The 24,579-nt window shown below is 50.6% G+C and carries 26 protein-coding genes and 1 riboswitch; of the genes, 17 read left to right on the top strand and 9 right to left on the bottom strand.

Annotated features, from left to right (window positions below):
* The first annotated feature begins 178 nt into the window (after positions 1-178).
* Positions 179-2,005, top strand: coding sequence for a glutamine--fructose-6-phosphate transaminase (isomerizing) (gene glmS, locus JG50_RS0115270; protein WP_033101988.1), 1,827 nt, complete (start codon positions 179-181; stop codon positions 2,003-2,005).
* A 148-nt stretch (positions 2,006-2,153) separates the two neighbouring features.
* Here the strand turns inward: glmS and JG50_RS0115265 are convergent, their stop codons facing one another.
* Entirely contained in the window at positions 2,154-3,611 is a 1,458-nt protein-coding gene (locus JG50_RS0115265) for an aminotransferase-like domain-containing protein (RefSeq protein ID WP_033101987.1), read from the bottom strand.
* Positions 3,612-3,856: 245 nt separating this feature from the next.
* Here JG50_RS0115265 and JG50_RS0115260 point away from each other — a divergent pair, with 245 nt between their 5' ends.
* Entirely contained in the window at positions 3,857-4,474 is a 618-nt protein-coding gene (locus JG50_RS0115260; RefSeq protein ID WP_033101986.1) for a LysE/ArgO family amino acid transporter, read from the top strand.
* Positions 4,475-4,530: 56 nt separating this feature from the next.
* Here the strand turns inward: JG50_RS0115260 and JG50_RS19040 are convergent, their stop codons facing one another.
* Together JG50_RS19040 and JG50_RS0115250 are read right to left on the bottom strand one after the other, a co-directional pair.
* On the bottom strand, positions 4,531-6,165 hold the full coding sequence (locus JG50_RS19040) for a glycosyl hydrolase family 18 protein (RefSeq protein WP_052154389.1): 1,635 nt from the start codon (positions 6,163-6,165) through the stop codon (positions 4,531-4,533).
* A 719-nt stretch (positions 6,166-6,884) separates the two neighbouring features.
* Positions 6,885-7,172, bottom strand: a complete 288-nt coding sequence (locus JG50_RS0115250; RefSeq protein ID WP_033101985.1) for a hypothetical protein — start codon at positions 7,170-7,172, stop codon at positions 6,885-6,887.
* A 191-nt stretch (positions 7,173-7,363) separates the two neighbouring features.
* A riboswitch (Lysine riboswitch) is annotated at positions 7,364-7,554 on the top strand.
* A gap of 109 nt (positions 7,555-7,663) precedes the next feature.
* Between JG50_RS0115250 and JG50_RS0115245 the strand changes: the two genes are divergently transcribed.
* On the top strand, positions 7,664-9,118 hold the full coding sequence (locus JG50_RS0115245; protein ID WP_033101984.1) for an amino acid permease: 1,455 nt from the start codon (positions 7,664-7,666) through the stop codon (positions 9,116-9,118).
* 57 nt (positions 9,119-9,175) lie between these two features.
* On the opposite strand, the gene JG50_RS0115240 is transcribed toward JG50_RS0115245, so the two are convergent.
* From JG50_RS0115240 to JG50_RS19035, 5 genes are all read right to left on the bottom strand, one after another.
* A complete protein-coding gene (locus JG50_RS0115240; RefSeq protein WP_033101983.1) occupies positions 9,176-9,634 on the bottom strand; it encodes a hypothetical protein in 459 nt (152 codons plus the stop codon).
* Positions 9,635-9,649: 15 nt separating this feature from the next.
* On the bottom strand, positions 9,650-9,937 hold the full coding sequence (locus tag JG50_RS0115235) for an antibiotic biosynthesis monooxygenase family protein (protein WP_033101982.1): 288 nt from the start codon (positions 9,935-9,937) through the stop codon (positions 9,650-9,652).
* 134 nt (positions 9,938-10,071) lie between these two features.
* On the bottom strand, positions 10,072-10,392 hold the full coding sequence (locus JG50_RS21025; protein WP_374057991.1) for a hypothetical protein: 321 nt from the start codon (positions 10,390-10,392) through the stop codon (positions 10,072-10,074).
* Positions 10,323-10,976, bottom strand: coding sequence for a Rieske 2Fe-2S domain-containing protein (locus tag JG50_RS0115225; RefSeq protein ID WP_309485185.1), 654 nt, complete (start codon positions 10,974-10,976; stop codon positions 10,323-10,325). Before JG50_RS0115225 ends, JG50_RS21025 begins: the two co-directional genes overlap by 70 nt.
* A 15-nt stretch (positions 10,977-10,991) precedes the next feature.
* Positions 10,992-11,504, bottom strand: a complete 513-nt coding sequence (locus tag JG50_RS19035; protein WP_052154388.1) for a MarR family winged helix-turn-helix transcriptional regulator — start codon at positions 11,502-11,504, stop codon at positions 10,992-10,994.
* Positions 11,505-11,683: 179 nt separating this feature from the next.
* On the opposite strand from JG50_RS19035, the gene acpS reads away from it, so the two are divergent.
* The 12 genes from acpS (at position 11,684) to JG50_RS0115160 (ending at position 22,722) form a co-directional block, all read left to right on the top strand.
* A complete protein-coding gene (acpS, locus tag JG50_RS0115215) occupies positions 11,684-12,064 on the top strand; it encodes a holo-ACP synthase (RefSeq protein ID WP_033101980.1) in 381 nt (126 codons plus the stop codon).
* Positions 12,065-12,136: 72 nt separating this feature from the next.
* Positions 12,137-13,678 (top strand): bifunctional ADP-dependent NAD(P)H-hydrate dehydratase/NAD(P)H-hydrate epimerase, encoded by a 1,542-nt coding sequence (locus tag JG50_RS0115210; RefSeq protein WP_033101979.1) that lies wholly within the window; start codon positions 12,137-12,139, stop codon positions 13,676-13,678.
* Positions 13,679-13,719: 41 nt separating this feature from the next.
* Positions 13,720-14,739, top strand: coding sequence for an outer membrane lipoprotein-sorting protein (locus JG50_RS0115205; RefSeq protein ID WP_033101978.1), 1,020 nt, complete (start codon positions 13,720-13,722; stop codon positions 14,737-14,739).
* Positions 14,740-14,982: 243 nt separating this feature from the next.
* Positions 14,983-15,411, top strand: coding sequence for a hypothetical protein (locus JG50_RS0115200; protein WP_033101977.1), 429 nt, complete (start codon positions 14,983-14,985; stop codon positions 15,409-15,411).
* A 13-nt stretch (positions 15,412-15,424) separates the two neighbouring features.
* Complete coding sequence (alr, locus tag JG50_RS0115195) at positions 15,425-16,594, top strand: alanine racemase (RefSeq protein WP_033101997.1); 1,170 nt, start codon at positions 15,425-15,427, stop codon at positions 16,592-16,594.
* A gap of 251 nt (positions 16,595-16,845) precedes the next feature.
* A complete protein-coding gene (locus JG50_RS0115190) occupies positions 16,846-17,097 on the top strand; it encodes a CopG family ribbon-helix-helix protein (RefSeq protein WP_181735445.1) in 252 nt (83 codons plus the stop codon).
* A gap of 5 nt (positions 17,098-17,102) precedes the next feature.
* Positions 17,103-17,453, top strand: coding sequence for a type II toxin-antitoxin system PemK/MazF family toxin (locus JG50_RS0115185; RefSeq protein WP_022738671.1), 351 nt, complete (start codon positions 17,103-17,105; stop codon positions 17,451-17,453).
* A 225-nt stretch (positions 17,454-17,678) separates the two neighbouring features.
* Complete coding sequence (locus tag JG50_RS0115180; protein WP_033101976.1) at positions 17,679-18,683, top strand: PP2C family protein-serine/threonine phosphatase; 1,005 nt, start codon at positions 17,679-17,681, stop codon at positions 18,681-18,683.
* 40 nt (positions 18,684-18,723) lie between these two features.
* Positions 18,724-19,056 carry an STAS domain-containing protein gene (locus tag JG50_RS0115175; protein ID WP_033101975.1) on the top strand — a complete coding sequence of 111 codons (333 nt, stop codon included), beginning with the start codon at positions 18,724-18,726 and terminating at the stop codon, positions 19,054-19,056.
* The gene (rsbW, locus tag JG50_RS0115170; protein ID WP_033101974.1) at positions 19,053-19,541 is read left to right on the top strand and encodes an anti-sigma B factor RsbW; all 489 of its coding nucleotides are present in this window, start codon (positions 19,053-19,055) and stop codon (positions 19,539-19,541) included. The genes JG50_RS0115175 and rsbW overlap by 4 nt, the downstream gene beginning before the upstream one ends.
* Positions 19,504-20,289: an RNA polymerase sigma factor SigB gene (sigB, locus tag JG50_RS0115165; protein ID WP_033101973.1), complete on the top strand. Its 786-nt coding sequence runs from the start codon at positions 19,504-19,506 to the stop codon at positions 20,287-20,289. The genes rsbW and sigB overlap by 38 nt, the downstream gene beginning before the upstream one ends.
* Positions 20,290-20,568: 279 nt before the next feature.
* The gene (locus tag JG50_RS0115160) at positions 20,569-22,722 is read left to right on the top strand and encodes a Tex family protein (protein ID WP_033101972.1); all 2,154 of its coding nucleotides are present in this window, start codon (positions 20,569-20,571) and stop codon (positions 22,720-22,722) included.
* A 67-nt stretch (positions 22,723-22,789) separates the two neighbouring features.
* On the opposite strand, the gene cmpA is transcribed toward JG50_RS0115160, so the two are convergent.
* A complete protein-coding gene (gene cmpA / locus JG50_RS19770) occupies positions 22,790-22,939 on the bottom strand; it encodes a cortex morphogenetic protein CmpA (RefSeq protein WP_152568605.1) in 150 nt (49 codons plus the stop codon).
* 86 nt (positions 22,940-23,025) lie between these two features.
* Between cmpA and JG50_RS0115155 the strand changes: the two genes are divergently transcribed.
* On the top strand, positions 23,026-23,496 hold the full coding sequence (locus JG50_RS0115155; protein WP_033101971.1) for a SprT family protein: 471 nt from the start codon (positions 23,026-23,028) through the stop codon (positions 23,494-23,496).
* 15 nt (positions 23,497-23,511) lie between these two features.
* Positions 23,512-24,450, top strand: a complete 939-nt coding sequence (locus tag JG50_RS0115150) for an NAD(P)-dependent oxidoreductase (RefSeq protein WP_052154387.1) — start codon at positions 23,512-23,514, stop codon at positions 24,448-24,450.
* The last annotated feature ends 129 nt before the right edge of the window (positions 24,451-24,579 follow it).

Here is a 24,579-nt window from a genome sequence, read left to right as displayed (position 1 = left end):
AAAATTGTTGTTTTGTCAAACACTACCTGGCTTACACATTCTCACTCAAAAAACTGAATAGGGAAGCTGAGTGTTTTACGGCACTTTGCGTTTGGCAAACAGACAATAATCAACCTGTCTCCTGAATCTTCGATCCGTGCTCAGCAAAAAGGGATAAATTTAGGGGGTTTTCATAACTATGTGCGGAATCGTAGGTTACATCGGAGCCAAACAGGCGCAAAATATTCTGCTGGAAGGGCTCAGCAAACTGGAATACCGTGGGTATGACTCGGCCGGACTGGCTGTTTACAACGGAGAAACGATCAGCGTTAACAAAGCGCAAGGGCGCTTGTCCAACCTCGAGGAGAAACTGGCCGTTCGCTCCTTGCCGGGAGTGCTCGGAATTGGTCATACCCGCTGGGCGACACACGGGAAACCATCTGATGAAAATGCCCATCCCCATGTGGACAGCACGGGACGGTTTGCAGTTGTTCACAACGGGATTATTGAGAACTACATCCAGCTGAAGGAAGAGTTGATGGCCAAAGGCCATACTTTCCAATCGGAGACCGATACCGAAGTCGTGGCCAAACTGATCGGAGACCTGTGGAACGGAGATTTGGTTTCGACGGTACAGGCAACGGTATCCCGACTGGAAGGCGCGTTTGCGCTCGGTGTAATCAGTGAGAACGAACCGGATAAGCTGGTTGCGGTTCGTTATGCCAGCCCGCTGGTCGTCGGAATTGGCCGGGGAGAGAATTTCATCGCTTCGGATATTCCGGCCATTCTCAAGCATACCCGCGAAGTCTACATCCTTGAAGACGGGGAAATGGCCGTTTTGACCAAAGACCAAGTGAAGCTGATGAAAGTTGACGGAACCCCGGTTGAACGTGAGCCGATGCATGTTTCCTGGGATATTGAAACGGCGGAAAAAGGCGGCTATGACCGTTTCATGCTGAAAGAGATCCATGAACAACCAAAAGCGATCCGCGATACACTGGCAAGCCGGATCAAAGATGGTTTAGTCGATCTTTCAAACGAAGTGGCTCTCAGCCCGGAAGCGATCCGTAACATCGAAAAGATCCACTTTGTGGCCTGCGGAACAGCTTATCACGCCGGACTGGTCGGCAAATACGTGCTTGAGGATCTGGCCCGCATTCCGGTTGAGTGCGATGTGGCTTCGGAGTATCGTTACCGTGATCCGATCATTACGGATAAAACATTGGTTGTGGTCATCAGCCAATCGGGTGAAACAGCGGATACGCTTGCTGCCCTCCGCGAAGCAAAGAAACAAGGGGCCCGCGTGCTGGCGATTACCAACGTGGTCGGATCGAGCGTGGCGCGTGAAGCCGATGATGTAATCATCACCTGGGCAGGACCGGAGATCGCCGTTGCCTCGACCAAAGCCTATACGTCGCAGCTGATCGCCATCTACCTGTTGGGCCTCTACTTTGCACAGGTGCGCGGTCATAAAAGCGAAGCGGAATTGAAAGAGATCATCAGCCATTTGGGACAACTTGCCGGGCTGGCGGAACAAGTTTTGGAGTATGAAGGGAAAATTGCCGAATTTGCCCGTTCCATCGCTGACAACGAGCATCTCTTCTTCCTGGGCCGCGGTTTGGATTATGCTGTCGCGCTCGAGGGTTCGCTCAAGCTGAAAGAGATTTCCTATATCCACTCCGAAGCTTATGCCGCCGGGGAGTTGAAGCACGGAACCTTGGCTTTGATTGAAGAGAATATTCCGGTCGTCGCCCTTGCCACCCAATCGTCTGTTTTTGATAAAATGGTGAGCAACATTCAGGAAGTAAAAGCGCGGGGCGCCAAAGTACTCGGTTTTGCCGTTGAAGGGGACAGTGAGTTGCAAAAATCGGTGGATGAAGTAATCACCATTCCAAAAACCATCGACTTGCTCGCTCCGGTTCTCACCGTGATCCCGCTCCAGCTCTTCGCTTATTATGCCTGCATCCAACGCGGGTATGACGTGGATAAACCGCGCAATCTGGCGAAAAGCGTAACCGTGGAATAAAATGTTTGACCATAAACTCCATTGACTGGCTGACATTTTGTTTGGCCGGCCGGTGGAGTTTTTTCTTTATTAACACGAAGAATGCCGTTTACAAACCCTTAAGGAGTCCCGCCGCAACAAGCGAATGGTTGCGACAGGATTTTTCTGTTTACGGATGTGCGGACAAGTTTCGGATTATCCCGGCCAGCGAGACGATGGCTTCATGCAACTGATCGGGAGAGGCGTAGGCATAGGAAAGCCGGATATTCCGGGTTGCGCCTGGATCGTACATATTGCCGGGATTGAGCAGAATGTCCTTTTTCAGTGCCTTTTCAAAAACCTCGCGCATGGGAAGCGGGGAAAGGAGATGCAGCCAAATATAAAAACCGCCTTTGGGAACGGTCCAGGCGGCCAGATCGGAAAAAGAAGCATGCAAGGCTTCGACTGCCGCGGCTCTCCGCTTTCTCAGTTCTGCCCGAACCCGCTTCAGATGCTGTTCATGGAGCCCGCTGGACAGCCATCTGGCCACCACCCACTGCGACAGGGAACTGGAGCCGTAATCCGTCTGCATTTTGATATCGGCCAATCGTTCGATAACCGGTTCCGGGCCGACCACCCAACCGATTCTCAAGCCCGGACTCAAGGTTTTGGACATGCTGCCGAGATAGAGGACGAGCCCGTTTTTGTCGATTGCTTTCAGGGGAGGAGGGGGCGGTTCGTCCAGCCACAGATCGCGGTATACATCATCCTCAATAAGCGGTAAACGCTCCTGTTCACAGATGCGCAGCAGGTCTCTGCGCCTTTGTTCCGACATCAGGATGCCCGTCGGATTGTGAAAGGACGGGATCGTGTGAAGCAATGAAGCATTTTGCCGCTTTTTCTGCACGGGAATGTATTTGATCTGCACCCCCTCCTGATCCAACGGGAGGCCGGATAACCGCATCCCGGCTGACTGGAAGACATGAAGCGAATAGAGATATGAAGGTTTTTCCAGCAGAATCGCAGAGCCCCGCTTCAACAGGCCGAGCGCGATCAGTTGCAAGGCCTGCAAGGCACCGGACACGATCAAGATGGAGGAAGGGGAAGCATCGATTCCGATCCTTTTAAGATGCTTGCTCAGTTGCTCCCTGAGCAGGGGCAGTCCTTTCGGCTCTTCATAGCCAAGTGAATCAATTTGATCCGGCAGCCGGGACAAAACGGTTTTCAGCATGTCACGGGGAAAGAAGTCGGGAGAGAGCTCCCCTGTTCCCAGGCGGATGATGTGCGGGTGGAATTCCGCCCGGTTGATTTCCTGAATGGTCGGCAAATTGGGGGGATGGATTCCGGCATCAACGTAGGCGTTCCAATCAGGCGGACGGGTAGAGTGCATCAGGGACCATGTATTGTTAATGATCCGTGTTCCGCTTCCGCTGTTTCCTTCCAACAGCCCTTCCGCCATTAAGTCGGCTGTGGCGGCAACAATGGTGCTCCGGTTTACCTTCCAGACTTTTGCCAAATAACGTTGCGGCGGAATTTTGCTGCCAACCGGCCACTCGCCATTTTTGATCTTTTCCCTGATGTATTCCCTGATCTGGATATAGAGAGGAACAGGGGATGATTTGTCGGGTTTCCAATGGGTATCAATCATGGTTGTGATCCATCCTTTTACTTTTCTGTGTCAAATCGCGTTGGATGCCGGGCATGGCCAGAAGAGGCACCACTTCCTCACCGGTTTTGCTCTGACTTCTCCTTCAGGTTTCTGCTGACAGGGGATGGACGATTCTGTTTTTGTTAATTGTACAACTTGGTTGGGTTGGAATCCATCCAATTGGCGGGCGACAGGATGCAAAATCTTTTGTACGATGGAACCATACTTTTTCCGGAGGGATTTTGATGATTTCTGCATTTTTACATGGATTGATTCTTGCCTTTGGACTGATATTGCCGCTCGGTGCGCAAAACGTTTTTGTTTTTAACCAAGGGGCCTTTCATCGGCGTTTTCGTCAGGCCTTGCCGACCGTCCTGACCGCCGCGTTGTGCGATACCCTGTTGATTACATTGGCGGTGCTCGGGATTTCTCTGGTGATTTTGGGATCATCATGGATCAAAACGGTTCTCCTTGGCATGGGGGTTTTGTTTTTGCTGTACATGGGATGGAATACCTGGAAGGTGACGCCCGGAGCTGACGGCGGCCTTGACCATCCGCGGGAGACCTTCTCCGTCCGGAAGCAAATTGCGTTTGCAGCGTCTGCTTCCCTGCTTAATCCCCATGCGATCATGGATACGACGATGGTGCTCGGGACAAGCTCTTTGCAGTACGCCGGGATGGAAAAAGCGGCTTTTGCCGTTGCCACGGTACTTGTTTCATGGTTCTGGTTTTTCGGATTGGCCCTGGCGGGGCGCTTTCTGGGGGAACTGGACAGATCAGGGCGGATCATGATGATTTTGCAGAAGATTTCAGCTTTGGTGATGTGGGGGGCAGCGGTTTATCTTGGATTCTCTTTATGGTGAAAAGAAAAAACCGGTTTCCAGCCAGATGTTTAGCCGGTTACCGGTTTAGGGAATAATTATTTTAATTCGGTTTTTAACATATTCCAGGTGGCAGGATCCTCTGCACCGATATACCATTCGGTAATGCCGCCGATGTGAGGATTGCCTTGCTTGATCGTTTCAATTTTCCGTTGCCAGCTTATTGCATCTTGGTAGTAGCCTGTGTATTTCACCCCGTTGGATGTATAGGTAAAGGTCGGCTCCCCGTTCTTGTCGCGTACGACGTTTGCATGGTTGGTTTTGATCAGATTTTGTGCCTGGCTGTAAGAGAGTGAGGAGCGTTTGCCGTCAGAGGTCCACAGGTAACCGTAGGAAGGCAAACCGAAATAAATTTTTTCCGAGGCCACCTGGGTATTGGCGTATTTGACAATATCGCTGATCCAATCGAGCGGAGCACCCGGTCCCGGGCTGTTCATGCTGTAGTTATAGGTCATGATCACCAATTCATCCGCAGCTTTGCCGAGACGTTGCCAGTCTTGGGAGATTGGGCCGTCCCAGCCGCCATAGGATGTTTTGGGATAAACGGAGACCAGCACTTTTTTGTTTTTCTGGTGCATTTTCTGTGCCAATACTTCCACGAACGCCGAGAAATTGTCGCGGTCGCTTCCCCGGATCACTTCCAGGTCCAGATCAATGCCGTCATAATTGTTTTTAAGAGTGAAGGCCAGGAGTTTATCGGCTAATTGGCTCCGTTTCTCCGGTGTATTGATGAGATTATGGAGTTCATCTTCCGCTTTGTTCACATCGCTCCAACCGTCGGTATTGGCGACGGTGGCATAAATTTTTGTGCCTTTTTTGCGGGCGAGAGCCAAAGTGTTTGGATCAGGAGCTTTGGCATATTGCATATAGCCCACATCTCCGTTCGCCTGTAATTCGTACATAAACAGGTTGATGGAATCGAGCGATTGTGAAGACAAAATCTGATTTCCGGAGTTGGTGCTCCAGAACGGGAACCATGCCGTTGTCTCTATGCCATCCGTTTGCTCCGGCTTTGAAGGAGCAGGATTGGAAGGTTCAGACGGATTGGATGTGTCGCCGTCATTTGCCGGCGGGGTTTGCGTCGAACCGTTGGATGGTTGTTGGTTGTCCGTGCCGGGTTGTTGCGGTTTTTCAACCGGTTTATCTCCTGGTTGCTGCTGGTTTTGCTCTTTGCCCGGCGCCGGTGATGCCGGTTTCGTTGTGGGTGCAGATTGGTTTACATGCTGGCTGTCACCCGTTTTCGGTGTGGTTGGCGCTATGTTGCCGGTGGCCGGACTTGTGCTGTTATCGGTATGATGGGAGGCCGCATTGCCGTTTGCCGCCCCCCCGGAATGAGAAGCACCGGAATTGTTGATCTCATTCGGATTTACCTGTGGAACGTTATGATGGGTCAAGATGTTTTCCACATACTGACTCTCTTTTTTCGGCAACGGTTTAATATCCGTCACTTCAGTTACATCTGCCACATCGTTGGATGAGGCTGAATCATCTTGGATGGTCTCATGTTGCACATGGGCTGTAGGGGCTTTCGCTTTCGGTGCAGCTGTTTCTTGGCTGCAGCCGGACGTGAGCAAAACCCCGCCGCTGACAAGCACCAAGGCTGCGGTCGCGTTGATCAGCATCGCCTTTTTTTGCCAAAAGGCTTCAAGTCGCGAAAACTTTGTTTTCTCCATAGTCTCTCCCCTCTGACGGATGACGTTAATTTCTTTGTCAAAGCTAATAAAATACGATTTTCTTCCGCAATAGGATTTTATATATTTTTGTACTAGAATTAAAGATTAACAGAAGAAGTTTCTAACTATTTTCACAAATGAAGGGAATAATTGGTTGTTTCCCTGTTTATGGGAGTTTTGTTTGAAACAACGGGGAATTGAAGCAGGCGGATGGTCGGAAACGATCTGCGGAAAGAAGAGAATCTCTTTGGGAGATTAGTAGTCTGAATGATCTGGCAATGGAGACAAGCGGCGTCGTGGAGCGATTTTCGGCGGAAGAAATCAAGGTGCATGATAAAAGAGGGAATTGTGCAAAAACCGAATTGCTGAAATGGATATGTGTGGTTGACCGGCCTGATTGGCGGGATGCCCTTTTTTTGTAACCGCTTTCTGTTTGGGCAAGGGCAACTGCCGTTCTCCGTGATGTGGAGCGTGATGCGATGATCCACGGCTGAGGGCGAAATGGTGTCCAATGGTTGATGATCTCCCGGCACTGACCGCCTGGTTTTGCCGGCGTGCATCTTCCGCGATTCTGGTGCAGGGAAAAACCGGCAGAGGAGGCGGGAGGTGTCGTCACTGATTTTTATGGCAATCCATTGCCGCCGGGGCGGTGAAGCAGTGTTATCGCCATCCATCCCGCGCTACAACGCGAACAATCCTGTTGAATCGGGTAAACCTTTTCACGCACGCAGGAACAGCCATTTGGCGGCCATGCGTCTTGCTTCGAACTCAAGTGCATGTTCCTTTTCGGAGAGAGGGAAGTTATGTTCCCTGACACAGGCTTGGCAGGCCCACATTTCCGTGCCATCGGGCTGTTCCACCACATGGATTTCCCAGGGCCAAACCTGATTTTCACATTGTTCGCAATAACTCTTTGTATGATAAATCTCTTCCAGATTCGCTTTCTTTTTCAACTGATCATGGATTTGTTTCGCTTTTTCGCGAATTCGTCGTTTGCGCTTTTCCATCGGGGTTCCCTCCTTTTGCTTCTTTTCATTATAAAGGATAAATCAAAAATGAATACAACCTGTTCTGCCGGCGGCGTCCATTACCTTACGGTGATTTCCTTGCTAGCAAATATTTCCCTTGTTGATCTTTTGACTTTTTACTATACTAAAGGACGTATGGAACAAGTGCATAGTCACCCTCATCGATCCTACGGTGAGGTAGAGGTCGCGGCTTTTAAGAGTAATTTGTGCGAGGTTCGGAGATTGACTGATGACTGCAAATGAAAGGAAAAGCCGCCGAAATCCGGTTGCCGGCTCCGGGCGTCCGGGTTGGGGCTGTGTCCGAACAGGTGCAGCACTGTCACGTTTTCTTTCCCGGGAAACGTGGTGCGCTATCTTGCGGGGGTAGAGTGTGGGTTCACTCAAACCGTCCGTTCAATACGAGAGCATTGGGACGGTTTTTTTATTGCCCAAGCCACCTCGCGATCAAATAATGAAAGGTGTTTGATTTTATGAGTCAACAAAACCGGTCACCAGAACTTAAACGAGGGCTGAAGGCAAGACATCTGTCCATGATTGCAATTGGCGGTTCGATTGGCACGGGAGTGTTCCTGGCCAGCGGGGCTTCGATTTCGGAGGCGGGGCCGGGTGGAGCGCTTGTCGCCTATCTCGCCATTGGGATCATGGTCTATTTCCTGATGACCAGCTTGGGGGAAATGGCGACGTTTATGCCTGTTGCGGGGTCATTCAGCACCTATGCCGGAAGGTTTGTCGATCCGGCGCTGGGATTTGCCATGGGATGGAATTACTGGTATAACTGGGCGATTACCATTGCTGTTGAGCTGTCGGCGGGCTCATTGATTATGGATTATTGGTTTCCGCATTCGCCGTCCATTTTGTGGAGCGCCCTTTTCCTCCTGCTGATGTTTGGATTGAACGCATTGTCCGTAAAGGGATACGGGGAATCGGAATATTGGTTTTCTTTTATTAAAGTGGCAACGGTTATCATTTTTATCGTGATCGGTTTATTGATGATCTTCGGGATTATGGGCGGAGAAGCGATCGGCTTTAAAAACTTCACGATCAACGACGCTCCCTTCCATCATGGGTGGCTCGGGATTTTAAGCGTATTTATGATCGCCGGATTTTCCTTCCAGGGGACGGAGCTGGTCGGTGTGGCCGCCGGAGAGAGTGAAAACCCGCGGAAAAATGTTCCCAAAGCCATCCGTCAGGTCTTTTGGCGAATCTTGTTGTTTTATGCATTGGCGATTTTAGTGATGGGACTTGTTCTTCCTTATACCAATCCGAATTTGGTCGGCGGTGACGTAAACCAAATCGCCAAAAGCCCGTTTACGATCATTTTTGAAAAAGCCGGATTGGCTTTTGCCGCCTCGGTGATGAACGCGGTGATCCTGACATCCGTGCTGTCCGCAGGCAACTCGGGAATGTATGCTTCGACGCGGATGCTCTGGCAAATGGCCAAAGAAGGGAAAGCGCCGAAACTCTTTGCCAAAGTAAACCGTCGGGGTGTTCCGGTTTTCGCGTTGCTTCTGACGACAGCAGTCGGGGCTGTTGCCTTTCTGGCTTCGCTGGTCGGTCAGGGGAAAATTTACATCTGGCTGCTGAACGCTTCCGGGCTGTCCGGGTTTATCGCCTGGCTGGGAATTGCGATCAGCCACTACCGCTTTCGCCGGGCTTATGTTGCGCAGGGGCGTGATCTGAACCACTTGGTTTACCGGGCGAAATGGTTCCCGTTCGGCCCGCTCTTCGCGCTCGTTTTATGCGTGATCGTGATTGTCGGGCAAAATTACCAGGCTTTTACCGGAAATACGATTGACTGGAACGGCATTTTAGTCTCGTATATCGGCCTTCCGCTGTTTATCCTGCTGTGGCTCGGCTATAAATGGGTGAAAAAAACAAAAGTGATTCCTTTAAAAGAAGTGGATTTGGAATCGAATGGGGAGTGAAATCGGAAAACGGCAAGTCGACATCGTGCGACCTGCCGTTTTCTTTTGCATTGGGCGTTAAATTTTGGTGGTGACGAAGAAAATAAGCACAACCATGCAGAGAAGGGAGATGTTGAGTACCATGATGTAGCGTTTTAAAAGGGATTTTGCCTTCTCCGGCTCGTTTTCCGCAGCCTGAACCTGGTTCAGCGTTTTTCTTCCGTAGAAAACGATGTAAAGGATATAAACAATGACAAACAGGCTGCCGAACCGCTCTTTTACCATCAGCCACAGCGCTTCGTTATGTAAGGTCAACTGTACATACAGAAGATACATTCCGCTGATGAGCACCAACAGGGCCGTCGGGACAAACATGGTCAGGTTCCACCGCTGGGCGCGGCTGATTGCCCGGGCCATCGTTCCGCCTTCATTGGAACGGATGGCATCCCGGAGGACCATGGCCATTAAGGAAATGCCGCCGAACCAGGAGGCGATGAGCAATACATGGACAAAGAGAACCAGGGAATATGCATTCATTAATCGTCGCTCCTTTTACGTGATCGCCACATAATAGCGGGCAAGTTCAGGGCGTCCAGGGTCACCGCTGCGACCGCCATGGGCGTGTTTAAAATGATCGCTTTCAATCCAGGCCAGAAAATCTTCCTTTGAAGCAAAAACAGTTTCGGCAATGACATGAGATCCGTCCTCCGCCTCCAGCAAACGGAAGGAAACAAATCCGGGAACGCGTGTCATCGATTGCGGAGCGTTGGCAAAACGCTCTTTCAGGGTTTGCAGATGTTCCGGCGAAGTAATTTCAATCCGGTTGTTTACTTGGTACATGGAAGATCCTCCCAGCATGATCAGATGGGTAAAGCCAATTCTATTCCATACTATATCACGTTTTCTTTGAATGAAAACGTTTGTAAGGGAATCAGCAAATGAAAAGAGGATGATTCGGTTCTTTCCGAATATTTTTATTCGCTTCCTCTCACTAGCAGGTGCTCCGTTTCGTTTTTCAAAAACTGATACCAACGATGGCGAAAGCGGACTTGGACGCCGTCAGATGGCACATGGGCTTCCATTCGCAAAGCTTCCGGGATGGGACGGGGATGCTGGCCTTCCACTATTAATTGATCTTCCTTTAAAACGCGAAGGCCAAAATGAGATAAATATTTTCCGATGAAGGGAACCCGTTTGGCAAAGGTCCGCCCGATCTGGCTGAAAATCACCGTGGTTTCGTGATCCAGCGGAGTGAATGTGGCAAATGTGAACATTTTGGTTTCGTTTTTTCCCAAGTATTGAATCCATTGGTTTGGAAAACGGTAATGAAAGCGATTGGTTCCTTTTTGAAATGGATGTAATCTTTTTCCGCTTGAAAGGAGAGATCATTGATCTCGGGAGACAGGCCTTTTCCGATGGTTTGTTTGTGAACAAAAGCGAGATGCGCCACATCCAGTACGCTTTCCACCACTCTTGTCAAATGGGCCTTCCACACCATTTGGTAAGGACTGTAGACAAACTGCGGCTCCTCTAAAATCGGAAAGAGGTGTAAATCCGGCGCTTTCGTTGAAGAATCAGGATAAATCCAAATCATGCCGGCTTTTTCTTGTACAGGGAACGATTGGATGTGCGCAAAGTCGGGAATGTCCCGTTCGGGATGGGCGGGAATCTTCCGGCATCTCCCATCTCCGCTGAATTCCCACCCGTGATACGGGCATTGCACACAGCCATTGATTACTTTTCCCGTTGACAGATCAGCGCCACGGTGGGAGCAATACGCTTGAACGGCCTGGATTATTGCGAAACAGAACAAAATCGATATTTGCCACTTTTCGTTTAATCGGTTTTTCTTTGCATTCGCTTGACCAGGCAATGGCATACCACGCCTTGGGCACTACCGATGTGTCGGAAGGTAATGTGGGTTGGGTGGGTTTTGACACTTTTCATCTCTCCCTTTCTCTTGAAGTTCGACGGAATGATGGTACAGTCTGTTCAACATGTCGATCAGCATGGCTCTTTCTTCGCTGCTCAGGACGGAAAATAATTCGTCGGTGAACTCCTGGGAAATCTCCCAAGCTTGCCATAAAGTTTCCCGACCGCGATCGGTAATATAAACATGGTGTGCGCGTCGATCGGAAGGATGCGGTTTTTTGGAAACCAGGCCTTTCGACTTTAAGGCATTGACCAAACTGACCATCGTCGCTTTATCGATTCCCAAGTAATCGCTTAATCTCGCCTGAACGAGCGGACCTTTTTCATTTAAGATCGCCAGCACGCTTAACTGGGTGTCATCCACCCCGAGAGGCAGCAGCTTCTGATGAAAAAGCTTTCTTCCAATTGCCGCGAAACGGCCAAAGTTAAAGCCGAGCGAATTCGTCAAGAGATCGGGCAGGGTTTCCTTTGTCAACTCATCTCACCCCTTCGGAAGTCGATGTGTCATCAAGAATATTATCATAAAAAATGTTTGTACAACAAACGTTTTTGTAAAAAACAATTTTTGCACCGAATCAGCTCTGCGGAAAAGGATAAAGCAGGGCAGTTTCCCGTGGTATACTGGTAATAATCTGAAAGCAGGATGTGAAATGAGTGATCAGAGGCATTGGAACTGATTTGGTGGAATTGGAGCGAATAGAAGAGATCGGCGTTCACCGGCTTGCCAGACGGATTCTGACTGAACGCGAACGTACGTTGAAGCCGGAACAACCGGGGCGGGAACTGGAATATATCGCCGGACGATTTGCCGCCAAAGAGGCGGTGGCCAAAGCGCTTGGCACCGGGATCGGCGGGAATTGCTCCTTTTTGGATATCGAGATTCTCAATGATCATAAGGGCAAACCCTGCGTTTTTCTTTCCGAATCTGCTTTCGCAGCCATCTTTGCCGATAAGGAGATTGCCGTACATTTGTCCATTTCGCACAGCCGGCAATATGCGATGGCGATGGCGGTGATTGAGGAAGTTGTGCTCTAGGGGTTTCCGGCAATTGAATCATAACTCTTTTTGGGTGGACATACATATATAACGCGGTTAGGAGGGACAAACGTGTATCTGGTAACCGCCAGGGAAATGCGCGAACTGGATCGCTACACCATTGAGGAGATCGGCCTGCCGGGGATCGTGTTGATGGAGAATGCCGGCAGAGCGGTCGCGGAAGAGATTTTCCTTCGATTTCCAAAGCCGAAAACGGCCACCGTGCTTGCCGGGGCAGGAAATAACGGCGGGGACGGTTGGGTGGTGGCCCGCCATCTGCTCGATCGCGGCTGGAAGGTGCATATGTGGTTCATAGGTTCCAAAGAAAAAATGTCAGCGGATGCCGGCGTTTTTTATCAGGTTTGCTGTCGCTATGCTCCGGTGTGGCATTATTCGGACGGGCAAAAAGAGAGATTGTTCCGTCACTTGGCTGAAGCAACCGTCGTCGTCGATGCCTTGCTTGGAACAGGAACGCGCGGGGGACTCCGGCCGCCGATGGACGAGGTGGTTCGCCGGCTGAATCAAACACCGTCTCCGTTTGTGGTGTCCGTTGATCTCCCTTCCGGTGTCGATGCCGATACGGGAGCGATTGAAAATGAAGCTGTGCGGGCCGATTTGACGGTCACATTCCAGTATCCGAAATGGGGTCATTATTTACGTCCGGGAGCAAACGTGCGCGGGAAGCTGAAAGTGGCGGAGATCGGGATTTTTTCCGGTCATGAGAAAACAGAAAGGGAACCGCGGGCGCAACTGAATACTCCCTGTTTGTGGCAGGAGTATGCACAGCCGAGACAGGAATGGGCGCACAAGGGAACCTATGGGCATTTACACGTGATCGGCGGGGCCGGGGGAATGCTCGGAGCCGTGGTGATGGCGGGTGAAGCGGCCTATCGCATGGGGGCCGGTTATGTCACCTTAACAGTGCCGGAATCGGAACGGCTGGCATTGGCGGCCAAAGTGACACAGCAGCTGATCTGGAGCTGGCCGGGGCAGGAAGTTTTCGACGCAGGCAGCGCAGACGTTTGGAAGGAGAAGCGAGAGCGCTTTTCCGCAGTGGCGGTTGGTCCGGGGCTGGGCCGGTTTGCCGGTGAAGAACAATGGCTTGGCCAGCTGATGGAGGAAGTTGAGGTACCTCTCGTTTTGGATGCAGATGCCTTGAATATTCTGGCAGCGCATCCTTCCTTATTCCGGCGGAGAAAAAAGGGAGCCGTCACGATTTTGACCCCGCATCCGGGAGAAATGGCTCGCCTGATCGGTTCCTCCACAGCAGAAGTCGAAGTCCAGCGTCATCAAGTGGCCCGGCAATTGGCACTGAAAACAGATATGTTTGTCGTTTTAAAAGGGAGATATACCGTAATTGCTTTTCCGGATGGCAAGCAGGTACTGAACCCCACCGGAAGCCCTGCTCTGGCCAAAGCAGGTTCAGGCGACCTTTTGACCGGAATGATCGGTTCTCTGCTCGCCCAGCGCATTCCTGCTGAAAAAGCGGTGCCGATGGCCGTTTATTTGCATGGGAAAGCGGGGGAAATCGCCGGGCCTTCCTCTCATGGTGTAATGGTTGATGACCTGCTCCGGGCGATAGCCCGGGTGAGATCGACGACTGTCCCTTACTAGCCGACACATTTCCCGGGAAATTGACGAAAGGGCGGATTTGAATGTGTCGGAAGATCTGGATCTTTGTCCTGCTCGGGCTTTTGATCCTGCCGCTCGCCGGATGCGGGACGAAAGATGCCAAAGATGTGGTCAGCGATTTATCAAAGCGCTCCGAGGATCTCGAGTCTTATATCAGCCATGGGAAAATGGCGATTTTATCAGGGCAGGAACCACAGGAATACGATGTGGAAGTATGGTATAAAAAGCCCGGGTATTACCGTGTGGCCCTTCGGAATTTGAAGAAAAATACCGCGCAGATTTTGTTGAGAAATGATGAGGGTGTGTACGTTTTATCGCCAAGTTTGAAAAAGAGCTTCCGCTTTCAAAGCGATTGGCCGTATACGGGCGGGCAAATCTATATTTACCAAACGCTGTTGCAAAGCATTGTCGATGACCAGGGCCGCCAGTTTCAGGCCGGGAAAAATGATTACCGCTTTGAAGTTGTCGCCAAATATCCGTTTAACAAGCAGGCGGTCAGACAGAGGATCTGGTTGGACCATGATCTGAACCCCAAGAAAGTGGATGTGCTGGATCAAGAAAATGACCTGTTGATGACGGTCAGCTTTGACCGGTTTAAGCCCGATGCTCATTTTGACAAAGATGCTTTCGATACGCAGCGCAATTTACAGCCGATGCTGTCCCAGTCAAAACAGGCATTGGCAGCAGTAAAACAGGAGAAGCAGGATATATCCTCCGTGATTCCTGGTTATGTTCCTGATGGAATCCGGCTGGCGAATGAGCAGACCATTCAAACACCCAATGGTCCGGTGGCCGTTTTACGGTTTAAAGGCGAGAAATCCTTTACCCTGACGGAACGCCGTACTCAGGAGATTGCTGCCAGTCTGCCGATCATGGGGAAACCGGTCGATTTGGTGCAGACCGTAGGAGTACTTTTGGAAATGGGCGATCGGAAACGGCTCACCTGGACGTACGATGGGGTCGACTATGAGCTGCTGGGAGATCTGGCAGAATCGGAAATGATTAAAATCGCCAATTCCCTGTACGACCAGCCGGCAAAATAAAGGATCACAAGTGGACACCGTCAAAGGCTGTCCATTTTTCTGTTCAAGTTTGTTTTCCGGCAAGGTCTTGTTTCTTCTTAACCTCCCCATGTTCGCATGGCAGGTCAGGGGGGCAACTCCCCCTTGCGGGTGCTTATGCTCTCATCTTCCGTGTTGTGCTGTATTTTTCTCGGATATTTCAGCAAAGATTTGATATAATACAGGATAGTTGCCAGAGACTTAAACGCAGAAGGATGACAATGTATGGCCAAACAGCAGCTGGTCAGGGAGGAGCGCTCTTCCTACAAGGTGCTTCTCTTTCGCAAGAGCAAACGGATGCGTCTGTTTGAATCCCTGATCTTTCTGCTCGGACTCGGAGCGGTGTGGCTTTCCTGTCCGCCGCGCAGTTCCGGTTTTATCATGGGGCTGGTTGCCGATATTCTCATCACCCTGTTCCTGCCGCCGGCCATTTATCTGTTCTTATTTCGTCCGCATTATCTTCTTTTTCCGGACCGGTTGGAAATCTGTTGGGGCAAGAGAAAAAAAGTGCTGCCGCTGAGAGATTTGGAACAGGAGTTCGGCTTGCCTTATGTTTATTTATTCGGGAGCAGAAAGATAGCCATTCTGGTTAGTGATGCGTTCCTTGGTGCACTTAATGGTCAATTGGAAGTGGTCAAACGTGGATTGTTATGAAACGAAGGAAACAATGGAAACGAAGATCGGGCGCGACACGGTCGTGGTGGTGGATTTGGATGCAATCGCCCATAATGTCAGAGAATTCCGCCGCCATCTTGGCCCGGATGTCAAAATCATGGCTGTGGTAAAGGCGAATGCCTACGGACATGGTGCGGTTCAGGTCGCGAAAACCGCGCTTGAGGCGGGAGCGGAATATTTGGCGGTTGCTTTTGAAGATGAAGGCATCGAGTTGCGCCGGGCGGGCATAGAGGCACCGGTTCTGGTGTTGGGATTGACACCGGATCATGCCGTTGCCGAAGCGCTGAAGGCCGGACTTACCCTTACCGTCTACCATCACGAATCGTTGCAAACCATTGAACGGGAAGCGGCCAGGTTGGGAATCCGTGCGCGCGTCCATGTAAAATTGGATACAGGGATGGGCAGGTTGGGATTGTTCCCTGATGAAGCAGTCGCTTTTGTCAAACGGGCCTTGGAATTGAAATCGGTCGAGGTCGAAGGGATTTTTACCCATTACGCGACTTCCGATCAGGCGGATAAAGAGTATGCTCTGTACCAGGAGAGGCGGTTTGCCGAGGTTTTAAACCGCTTGGAGAAGGAAGGGATTTCGATTCCTCTTCCTCATATTGCCAATAGCGGCGGCGCGATCGACTTGTCCGATCATGCATATCGCATGGCACGCGTCGGGATCAGCCTTTACGGTTACTACCCGTCGGATCAGGTGAACCGCACTGCCGTCAATCTTCGCCCTGCTCTCACCCTGAAAACGAGGATTGCCGATTTGAAGCAGCCGCCGGCAGGAACGGGCGTCAGCTACGGCAAAACCTATATCTCGGACGGTGACGAGTGGATTGCCGCTGTTCCGGTCGGCTATGCGGATGGTGTGAACCGCCATCTGTCCAATCGCGGATTTGCCCTGGTACGGGGGCGGAGAGTTCCGATCGTGGGCCGTGTCTGCATGGACCAGTTGATGTTAAATGTGACGAATGCCATGCCGGTTGAGATCGGGGATGAGGTGGTGCTATACGGAGAGCAGTATGGTGAATGTATCACGGTGGATGAAGTTGCCAAGCTGTTGGGGACAATCAGCTATGAAGTGGTCAGTACGCTCAGCCATCGCATTCCCCGGGTTTATCGAAAAGAGGGAGAAGTAGTGGAAATCGTCAACCGCTTGCGTTTTTAGGTTGTCGATTTGCTGAAAATTAGCTGGCAGACTGGACATTCGGCAACTTTTTTAGTATTACAATTGGTTGAGAAGGAATTTTAGCCTTCCGGACGAATAAATTTAACTATGTCTGTTTTCCATCTTACTTTTATTGCTTGTAAGTAAGTATATTTTTGCAACATCTTCGGCATAATGGTAGTATCGATAGGGGAAATGTTAACGGTGATGATTGGTTGGGGGTGCTTCATTTGTCCGGTACAAAAAGAATCATGATCAGCCTGCCAACAAATTTGCTTCAAGAAGTGGATGGTATGGTTGCGCGAGATAACTCAAATCGCAGCGAGTTTATTCGCCAGGCGATGAAAATGTATCTCCAGGAGCGGAAAAAACGTCTCATCCGCGAAATGATGCAAAGAGGCTATATGGAAATGGCTCGCATCAATCTCAACATTGCTTCTGAGGCATTTGTAGCGGAGGAAGAGGCTGAAGATACTTTGGATCGATTGGTTAGCGGGGTGTAACCGATTTGATTGTTAAACGTGGCGATGTCTATTTCGCAGATCTCTCCCCTGTGGTCGGATCCGAACAAGGTGGGGTTCGGCCTGTTTTGGTAATTCAAAATGATATTGGCAATCGGTTTAGCCCCACCGTGATCGTCGCCGCGATTACAGCCCAAATCCAAAAGGCTAAGTTGCCTACACATGTGGAAATCGATGCCAAAGCTTATGGGTTTGACCGTGATTCTGTTATTTTGCTGGAGCAAATTCGTACAATTGACAAACAGCGATTGACGGATAAAATCACTCATTTGGACGACGAGATGATGAGTCGTGTAAATGAGGCCCTGATGATCAGCTTGGGCATGATCGATTTTTAGGAGAATGGATTTTTTTCCATTCTCTTTTTTGTGTTGGTGTGTTATTCATTTCTGCGGCAATCTATGATATTTTAGTTTCAAAATCAGTTCATATGAGAGAGAAAGACAAGCTGCGAAAATTTGCAAATAGATTTTCTGATTTTATCTTTTTACATGCCCGTCTGGTCTCAAAGGAAATCAACTTGGAGGTTTTTCTAATTGACGGCTGATCAAGGGGACCTTTCTATGGATATTCATTTGAAAAAATTGTATGAAAAGCTGCTCGCTTCCTATGTGAAAACGAGCAAGGAAGATCATTTGTACAATGCGCAACAACTTTCCAAATGGTTTATGGAAAAGCGGATTCCCCCTGACGAGGTGGTAAATGCCCACGTGCGGACGATGAAATCGCTGTTCCCCGACTTGCCTGCCGAAGTGAAAGCATCTTTTGATCTGTTGCTCGAAATGATGATCGGTTATGGGATTGCTTACCGGGAACGGGAGAAATTGATGAATCGCCAGCGGGAGCTTGAAAATGAGATCGAAGTGGCTGTCGGCATGCAGCAAACGCTCCTTCCCTCCAAAACCCCTTCCCTGGAAGGAGTCGATATCGGTGTGATCAGTGTGGCCGCCAATCAGATGAGCGGGGATTATTACAACTTTGTCGATCACGGGGTGGGTTCCATTGGAATCGCCATTTCCGACATCATCGGGAAAGGAATTCCCGCTGCCCTGTGCATGTCGATGATCAAATACGCGATGGACCGGCTGGGAACCCAGCCGCTTTCGCCGGCAGAGGTATTAAAGGATCTCAATATCGTGGTGGAGCGCAATGTCGACCCCAGTATGTTTATCACCATGGTCTACGGGGTATATGATTCGAGAAATCACCAATTTCGCTATGCCACAGCCGGACACGAGCCGGGACTCTTTTACAGAGCGGCTGAACAAGATTTTCTCGACTTGAAGACGCGAGGACTTGTGCTCGGGGTGTCCAGAGATGCCGAATACCCGGAGGATACGATTTCACTCCAACCTCATGATGCAATTGTGTTGTTTTCGGATGGCGTAACGGAATGCAGAGTGAATGGTGAATTTATAGAACGGGAAACTCTTAAGCAATTGATTCAGGGATATATTCATATGCCGGCTCAGGAGGCAGTGGAAGCAATCCACCAAAAACTCTATGAAATGACGAACTACAAGATACGGGATGATCAAACGATATTGATTTTAAAACGGATTGGATAGACAGCAGCCGTCTTCGCTTTTTTGAGGAGGTTAAAAACGTATGAATCTTGTAATTCATGAAAAAATAGAAAAGGAGAACCGCATCGCGATCTCGGTGGAGGGCGAAGTGGACGTCTATACCGCCCCGCAGCTGCGTGAGAAATTGCTGCCTTTGTGTCAGGGAGGAAGCCAGATTACAGTAAACCTCTCCAAAGTGACTTACATCGACAGCACGGGATTGGGTGTGCTCATCGGTGCCTACAAAGCACAACGGGCAACATCTGGAAAACTCGTTTTAACGGGAATGAACGCCCGATTGAACCGGCTTTTCAAGATTACGAACTTAAATCAGATTATGGATATTGAAGATCAGGCAGGAGGAGGCCAACTATGAGTGAAAAACCCTTAGATTTGGTATACTTGACCATTCCCGCTAAGCCAGATTACGTTGGAATCGCCCGGTTAGCGGTCTCCGGAATTGCCAATCGCATGGGTTTCTCATACGATGACATAGAAGATTTGAAGCTGGCCGTATCGGAAGCCTGCACCAATGCGGTGGATCATGCTTATTGCGGCGGCGAAGGCGAGATAGAAGTAAGTTGCAACATCTTTTCCAACCGGCTCAAAATCGAAGTGATTGACCGGGGGACCAGTTTTGACGTGCAAGAAGTTGAGAAAAGAACCGGCCCGATCCGGATGGAGCGTTCGATGAATTCGCTGCGGGAGCGCGGTTTGGGTTTATATCTCATGAAAACGCTGATGGATGAAGTTGAAATCAAGGGAGATAATGGAGTAATCGTAACGATGACCAAGTTTATCCGAAAGGACGTGGTGGAATCTCATGTCGAGTCGTCCACATCCTTCCACCCTAACCGATGAACAGGTGCAAGCGTTAATCAAAAAATATCAACAGGATGAGGATTCGCAGGCACAAGACCAGCTGATCGACCATTTCAGGGAGCTCGTGGAAACACTGGCTTTTAAATTTGCTCATGGTTCGGAGCCCTACGAGGATCTGGTTCAGGTTGGGATGATCGGCTTAATTGCATCGCTCAAGCGTTTTGATCTCTCGCTCGGCCGCAGTTTTGAGAGTTTTGCCGTGCCGACGATCATCGGTGAGATCAAGCGCCATATTCGCGATAAAACTTGGAGTGTGCATGTGCCGCGAAGAATCAAGGAATTGGGCCCTCGCATCAAAACGGCAGTGGAAGAGCTGACGACGAAATTGCAGCGTTCACCGAAAGTGGAGGAAATTGCAGAATATCTGGGAGTTACGGAAGAGGAAGTTTTGGAAACGATGGAAATGGGACGGAGCTATCATGCTGTTTCGGTTGACAGTCCGATCGAAGCAGGCAGTGATGGCAGCCAGGTTACCCTGCTGGACCTGGTGGGAACGAATGATGCCGGCTTTGATCAGATCGACCGCAAGCTCCTCCTGGAAAAAGTGTTTTCCGTGTTAACGGAGCGGGAGCAGGAAATTTTAAAATTGACGTTTTTTGAGAACTTAAGCCAAAAGCAGGCCGGGGACAAACTGGGGATTTCGCAAATGCACGTCTCCCGCTTGCAACGCAGAGCCTTGCAAAAACTGCGGCAAGCAATTCGCATGGAACCGTCAGAAGTCATATAGGTGTAACGGAGCTGACCGATGAAAAGAAGGTGGGCTCTTTTTTTGTTTTTACCATTTCTTTAAGTGAATTGCCATCAGTTCGCCTCGCTTTTCGGCCAAAAATTTATGCATTGCCGGTGTCAGTTCGCTAAAATAGAGGTTAGCTTCAGGTATGTTGATGAACAAATGATTGATTTTGGATGGGATTTTTGAAAACGGGTTTGATCCGTACGATTCCATACGTCAACATGCTTTGGCTGGCTGTGATTTTCTTTTTGTGAAAGAAGCAGGAGGAAGAAAATGGACCAACTGAAGATGATGGAGATAATCGCCGGCGCACTCGGCATCGAAACGCGCCAAGTGAAAGCAGCCATTGAACTCATGGAAGAAGGAAATACCATTCCGTTTATCGCCCGGTATCGCAAAGAAAGAACCGGTGAACTAGATGAGGAACAATTGCGGTCGATTGAAGAGCGATACCAATATGCCACCCAGCTCAATCAGCGGAAAGAAGAAGTGATCCGTCTGATCGATGAGCAGGGCAAACTGACGGATGAACTGAGACAGAAGATCATGGAGGCCGTCAAGCTGCAAGAGGTGGAAGATCTCTATCTCCCCTACCGGCCGAAGCGGAAAACCCGGGCTTCCATCGCACGGGAAAAGGGATTGGAACCGTTGGCGCGCATCATGCTCCAAGTGGAGGACCAGGATGAGATCGAGCAAAGCGCCGATGAGTTTGTGAGTGAAGAAAATGAAGTGAACTCACGCGAAGAGGCCTTGCAAGGGGCAATGGACATTCTGGCCGAGGAGCTGTCCGAAGACGCGGAAATTCGCAAATGGGTGCGCGAATTTACCTGGAAAACCGGAATGCTTGTTTCCAAGGCAAAAGATCCGGAAGTTCGTTCCGTCTATGAAATGTATTATGAATTTAGTGAACCCGTACATAAAATGCCTTCCCACCGCATTCTCGCCGTTAATCGCGGGGAACGCGAAGAGATTCTGAAAGTGAAAATCACGGTGGATGAGGAGGAGATTCATCGCCGTCTGCTGCGCTGGTTTCCGATTCCGGCCCATGATTTTTTGCAAGCGGTGGCACAGGACAGCTACAAACGGTTGATCGCACCTTCCATCGAAATAGAAGTTCGCGCGCAAATGACGGAGCAGGCGGAGGAACAGGCGATCCGCATCTTTTCCGAAAATTTGCGTCACCTGCTGTTGCAGCCGCCGGTAAGAGGAAAGATGGTGTTAGGAGTCGATCCTGCCTATCGAACCGGATGCAAGTGGGCCGTGGTGGCGGATACCGGAAAAATGCTGGAAGTCGGCGTGATTTATCCCACTCCGCCCCAGGAAAAAGTCGAAGAAGCCAAACGCACGGTATTGGCGCTTTTGGACAAGTATCCGATTGAGATTATCGCCATCGGAAACGGAACGGCCTCCCGGGAGACGGAAGCGTTTATCGCCAGCGTGATCAAGGAAGCAAAGCGCTCCGTCTATTACATCATTGTGAATGAAGCGGGAGCGAGTGTTTACTCTGCTTCCAAACTGGCCAAAGAAGAGTTTCCTGATCTGGACGCCGCCCGCCGCAGCGCTGTTTCCATTGCCCGGCGCTTGCAGGACCCGCTGGCGGAGCTCGTCAAAATCGATCCGAAGTCGGTGGGGGTCGGCCAGTATCAACACGATGTTTCGCAAAAGCGTTTGAGTGAAAGTTTGACGACAGTAGTGGAGTCTGCGGTGAACTATGTGGGGGTTGACGTGAATACTGCCTCTCCTGCGCTGCTTGGCTATGTTTCGGGCATCAGTGCCTCGGTCGCCAAAAACATTGTGAAGCGGCGGGACGAGGTGGGGCGTTTTCAAAGCAGGGAGGAGCTAAAGGAAGTTCCGCGCCTCGGGGCGAAGACCTATGAACAGTGCATCGGCTTTTTGCGCATTCACGACGGAGTCAATCCGCTTGATCAGACACCGATCCATCCCGAATCGTACCGGGTGGCTGACCAACTGCTGCAACGGCTTGAAATCACGAAAGAGCAAATCGGCAGTGATGAGTGCAAGGAAAAATTAAAACGGGTTGATGTGGAAAAAATCGCGGCAGAACTCGATTGCGGCATCCCGACGCTGAGAGATATCATTGAGGCTTTGCTCCGGCCCGGCCGCGATCCGCGGGATGAGCTGCCAAAACCGCTTTTGCGTTCGGACGTGTTGAAGCTGGAAGATCTGCATGAGGGAATGCATTTGCAGGGAACGGTTCGCAATGTGGTTGATTTTGGCGCCTTTGTCGACATCGGACTCAAGCATGACGGGCTTGTCCATATCTCAAAAATGAGTGAAAAATTCGTGCGCAATCCGATGGATATCGTCACGGTCGGTGATATTGTCGATGTTTGGGTGATCAATGTCGATGTGGAACGGGAGCGGGTCGGTTTGAGCATGATTCCGGTTAAACGGGAAGAGTCGTGAGATATTAGCGCAAGTGCCCGTCAGGCAGCAGAAGCCGGCACTCCCGCGTTTCGTGCGTAAGGAGGCTTTACTCGCTGCTTGAGGGCACTTCGCGTGCACAGGTAATTTGGCATACCCTTGTTTGATATTGGAACCAGCACTGATTTAACAGGCGGATCTGGCGGCGGTCTTTTTCCAGAAAAGCGCGCCGAAGTTGCCGATAGAGCCACTGGGGCATGGTTCGTCCTCCCTTTTATGGCTTTTCGGAATATTTTATGATGGAAAAGAGGATCGGTGAGCCGATTTTGAAAGGATGGGAACAGGATGGCAAAATGGACGGATCAGGAACTGCAAAAGCGGGTGGAAACCCTGTCGCTTCAGCATTTTGGCCTCCCTTTTCGCCATCTGGCCCGGTTCAATCCGCGCTTGAGAACCACCGGTGGCCGCTATTGCCTCGGCAGCCATGCGATTGAAATGAATCCCCGTTATCTGGAGGAGCACGGGGAAGAGATTTTTCAAAAGATGATTTTGCACGAATTGTGCCATTATCATCTTCATTTGCAGGGAAAAGGATACCAGCATCGCGATGCCGATTTCCGATACTGGTTGCAGCGGGTCGGGGGCTTGCGCCATGCCCCGGCGCTGCAGTCGTTACAAAGCAGGAAGCCGAAATATGTCCTGATTTGTGTTGAGTGCCGCCAGGTATATTACCGGCAGCGCAGAGTCGACCTGCGGAAATACCGGTGCGGTGTATGCCGCGGTCCGCTGAAATTGCGCCAGTCCAATTCAGATTAAAAAGGGGGAGATCCAATGCAAGACCTGCGAAAAGTCGGTTTTATCGGCCTTGGGATCATGGGGCGTTCCATGGCTTACAATCTTTACAGGGCCGGGTTTGAAGTAACGGTCTGGAATCGGACCGCCAGCAAGATGCAAGAAGCGGCAAAATGGGGAGCCAAGCTGGCCTCTTCCCCCGAAGATTTGGCCCGGACAAGCGATGCGGTCATCACCATCGTCGGGGACACGCCTGATGTAGAGGAAGTGATTGCCGGGGAAAAAGGAGTGCTGCAGGGCGCGAAACCCGGAACAATCCTGATCGATATGAGCACAATCTCACCGGATGCAACCCGGGTGCTGGCGGGAAAAGCGAAGGCAAAGGGAGTCGAAATGATCGATTCCCCCGTGAGCGGAGGGGACGTGGGTGCGCGAAACGGAACGCTCTCCATCATGGTGGGGGGTGACCCGGCCGTGGTTGAGAAGGCGATGCCTTTGTTTAAAGCGATGGGAAAATCGGTTACCCACTGTGGCCCGGTGGGAGCAGGGCAAACGGTCAAAGCGTGCAATCAGATTTTGTGCGGCTTGAATTTGCTCGGGGTCGTTGAAGCACTGGCCTTTGCCCGAAAGAGCGGCGTTGATCTGGAAAAAATGATCCAGGTGACCACACAGGGGGCAGGAGGGTCGTGGGCACTGGCTAACTATGCCCCCAGGGTGATCAAAGGAGATCTGGCTCCCGGATTTTCCGTCCGCTTTCAGCAAAAGGATTTGCGCATCGTCCTGCAGGAAGCGGAACGGTTGGATCTCCCCCTGGCCGGAACAGCCCTGGTTCAACAGTTGCTCCGCTCCGTTCAGGCTTACGGGGGAGGCGAAGACGGCACTCAAAGTTTGATCAGGGTAATGGAACGGCTGGGAAACGTGTCGATTATTCCGGAAAATGACCATGATTTGCCAGCGCAACCCGGGGAGGAAAGTTAAGTACAACGGGGTTGGAGTGGCGTCTCCCGGCAGATGAGGAGCGTGGGGAAGTCCGGGATGACATTGCCGCCTGACTAGAAAAAAAGCGAATGGAGACCAATCCATTCGCTGAGATTGATGACAAACCCC

The organism is Thermoactinomyces daqus (assembly GCF_000763315.1).
Lineage (GTDB): Bacteria > Bacillota > Bacilli > Thermoactinomycetales > Thermoactinomycetaceae > Thermoactinomyces_A > Thermoactinomyces_A daqus.
The sequence above is the reverse complement of the archived record's forward strand: the minus strand, read 5'-3'. Positions and strand labels throughout refer to the sequence as shown.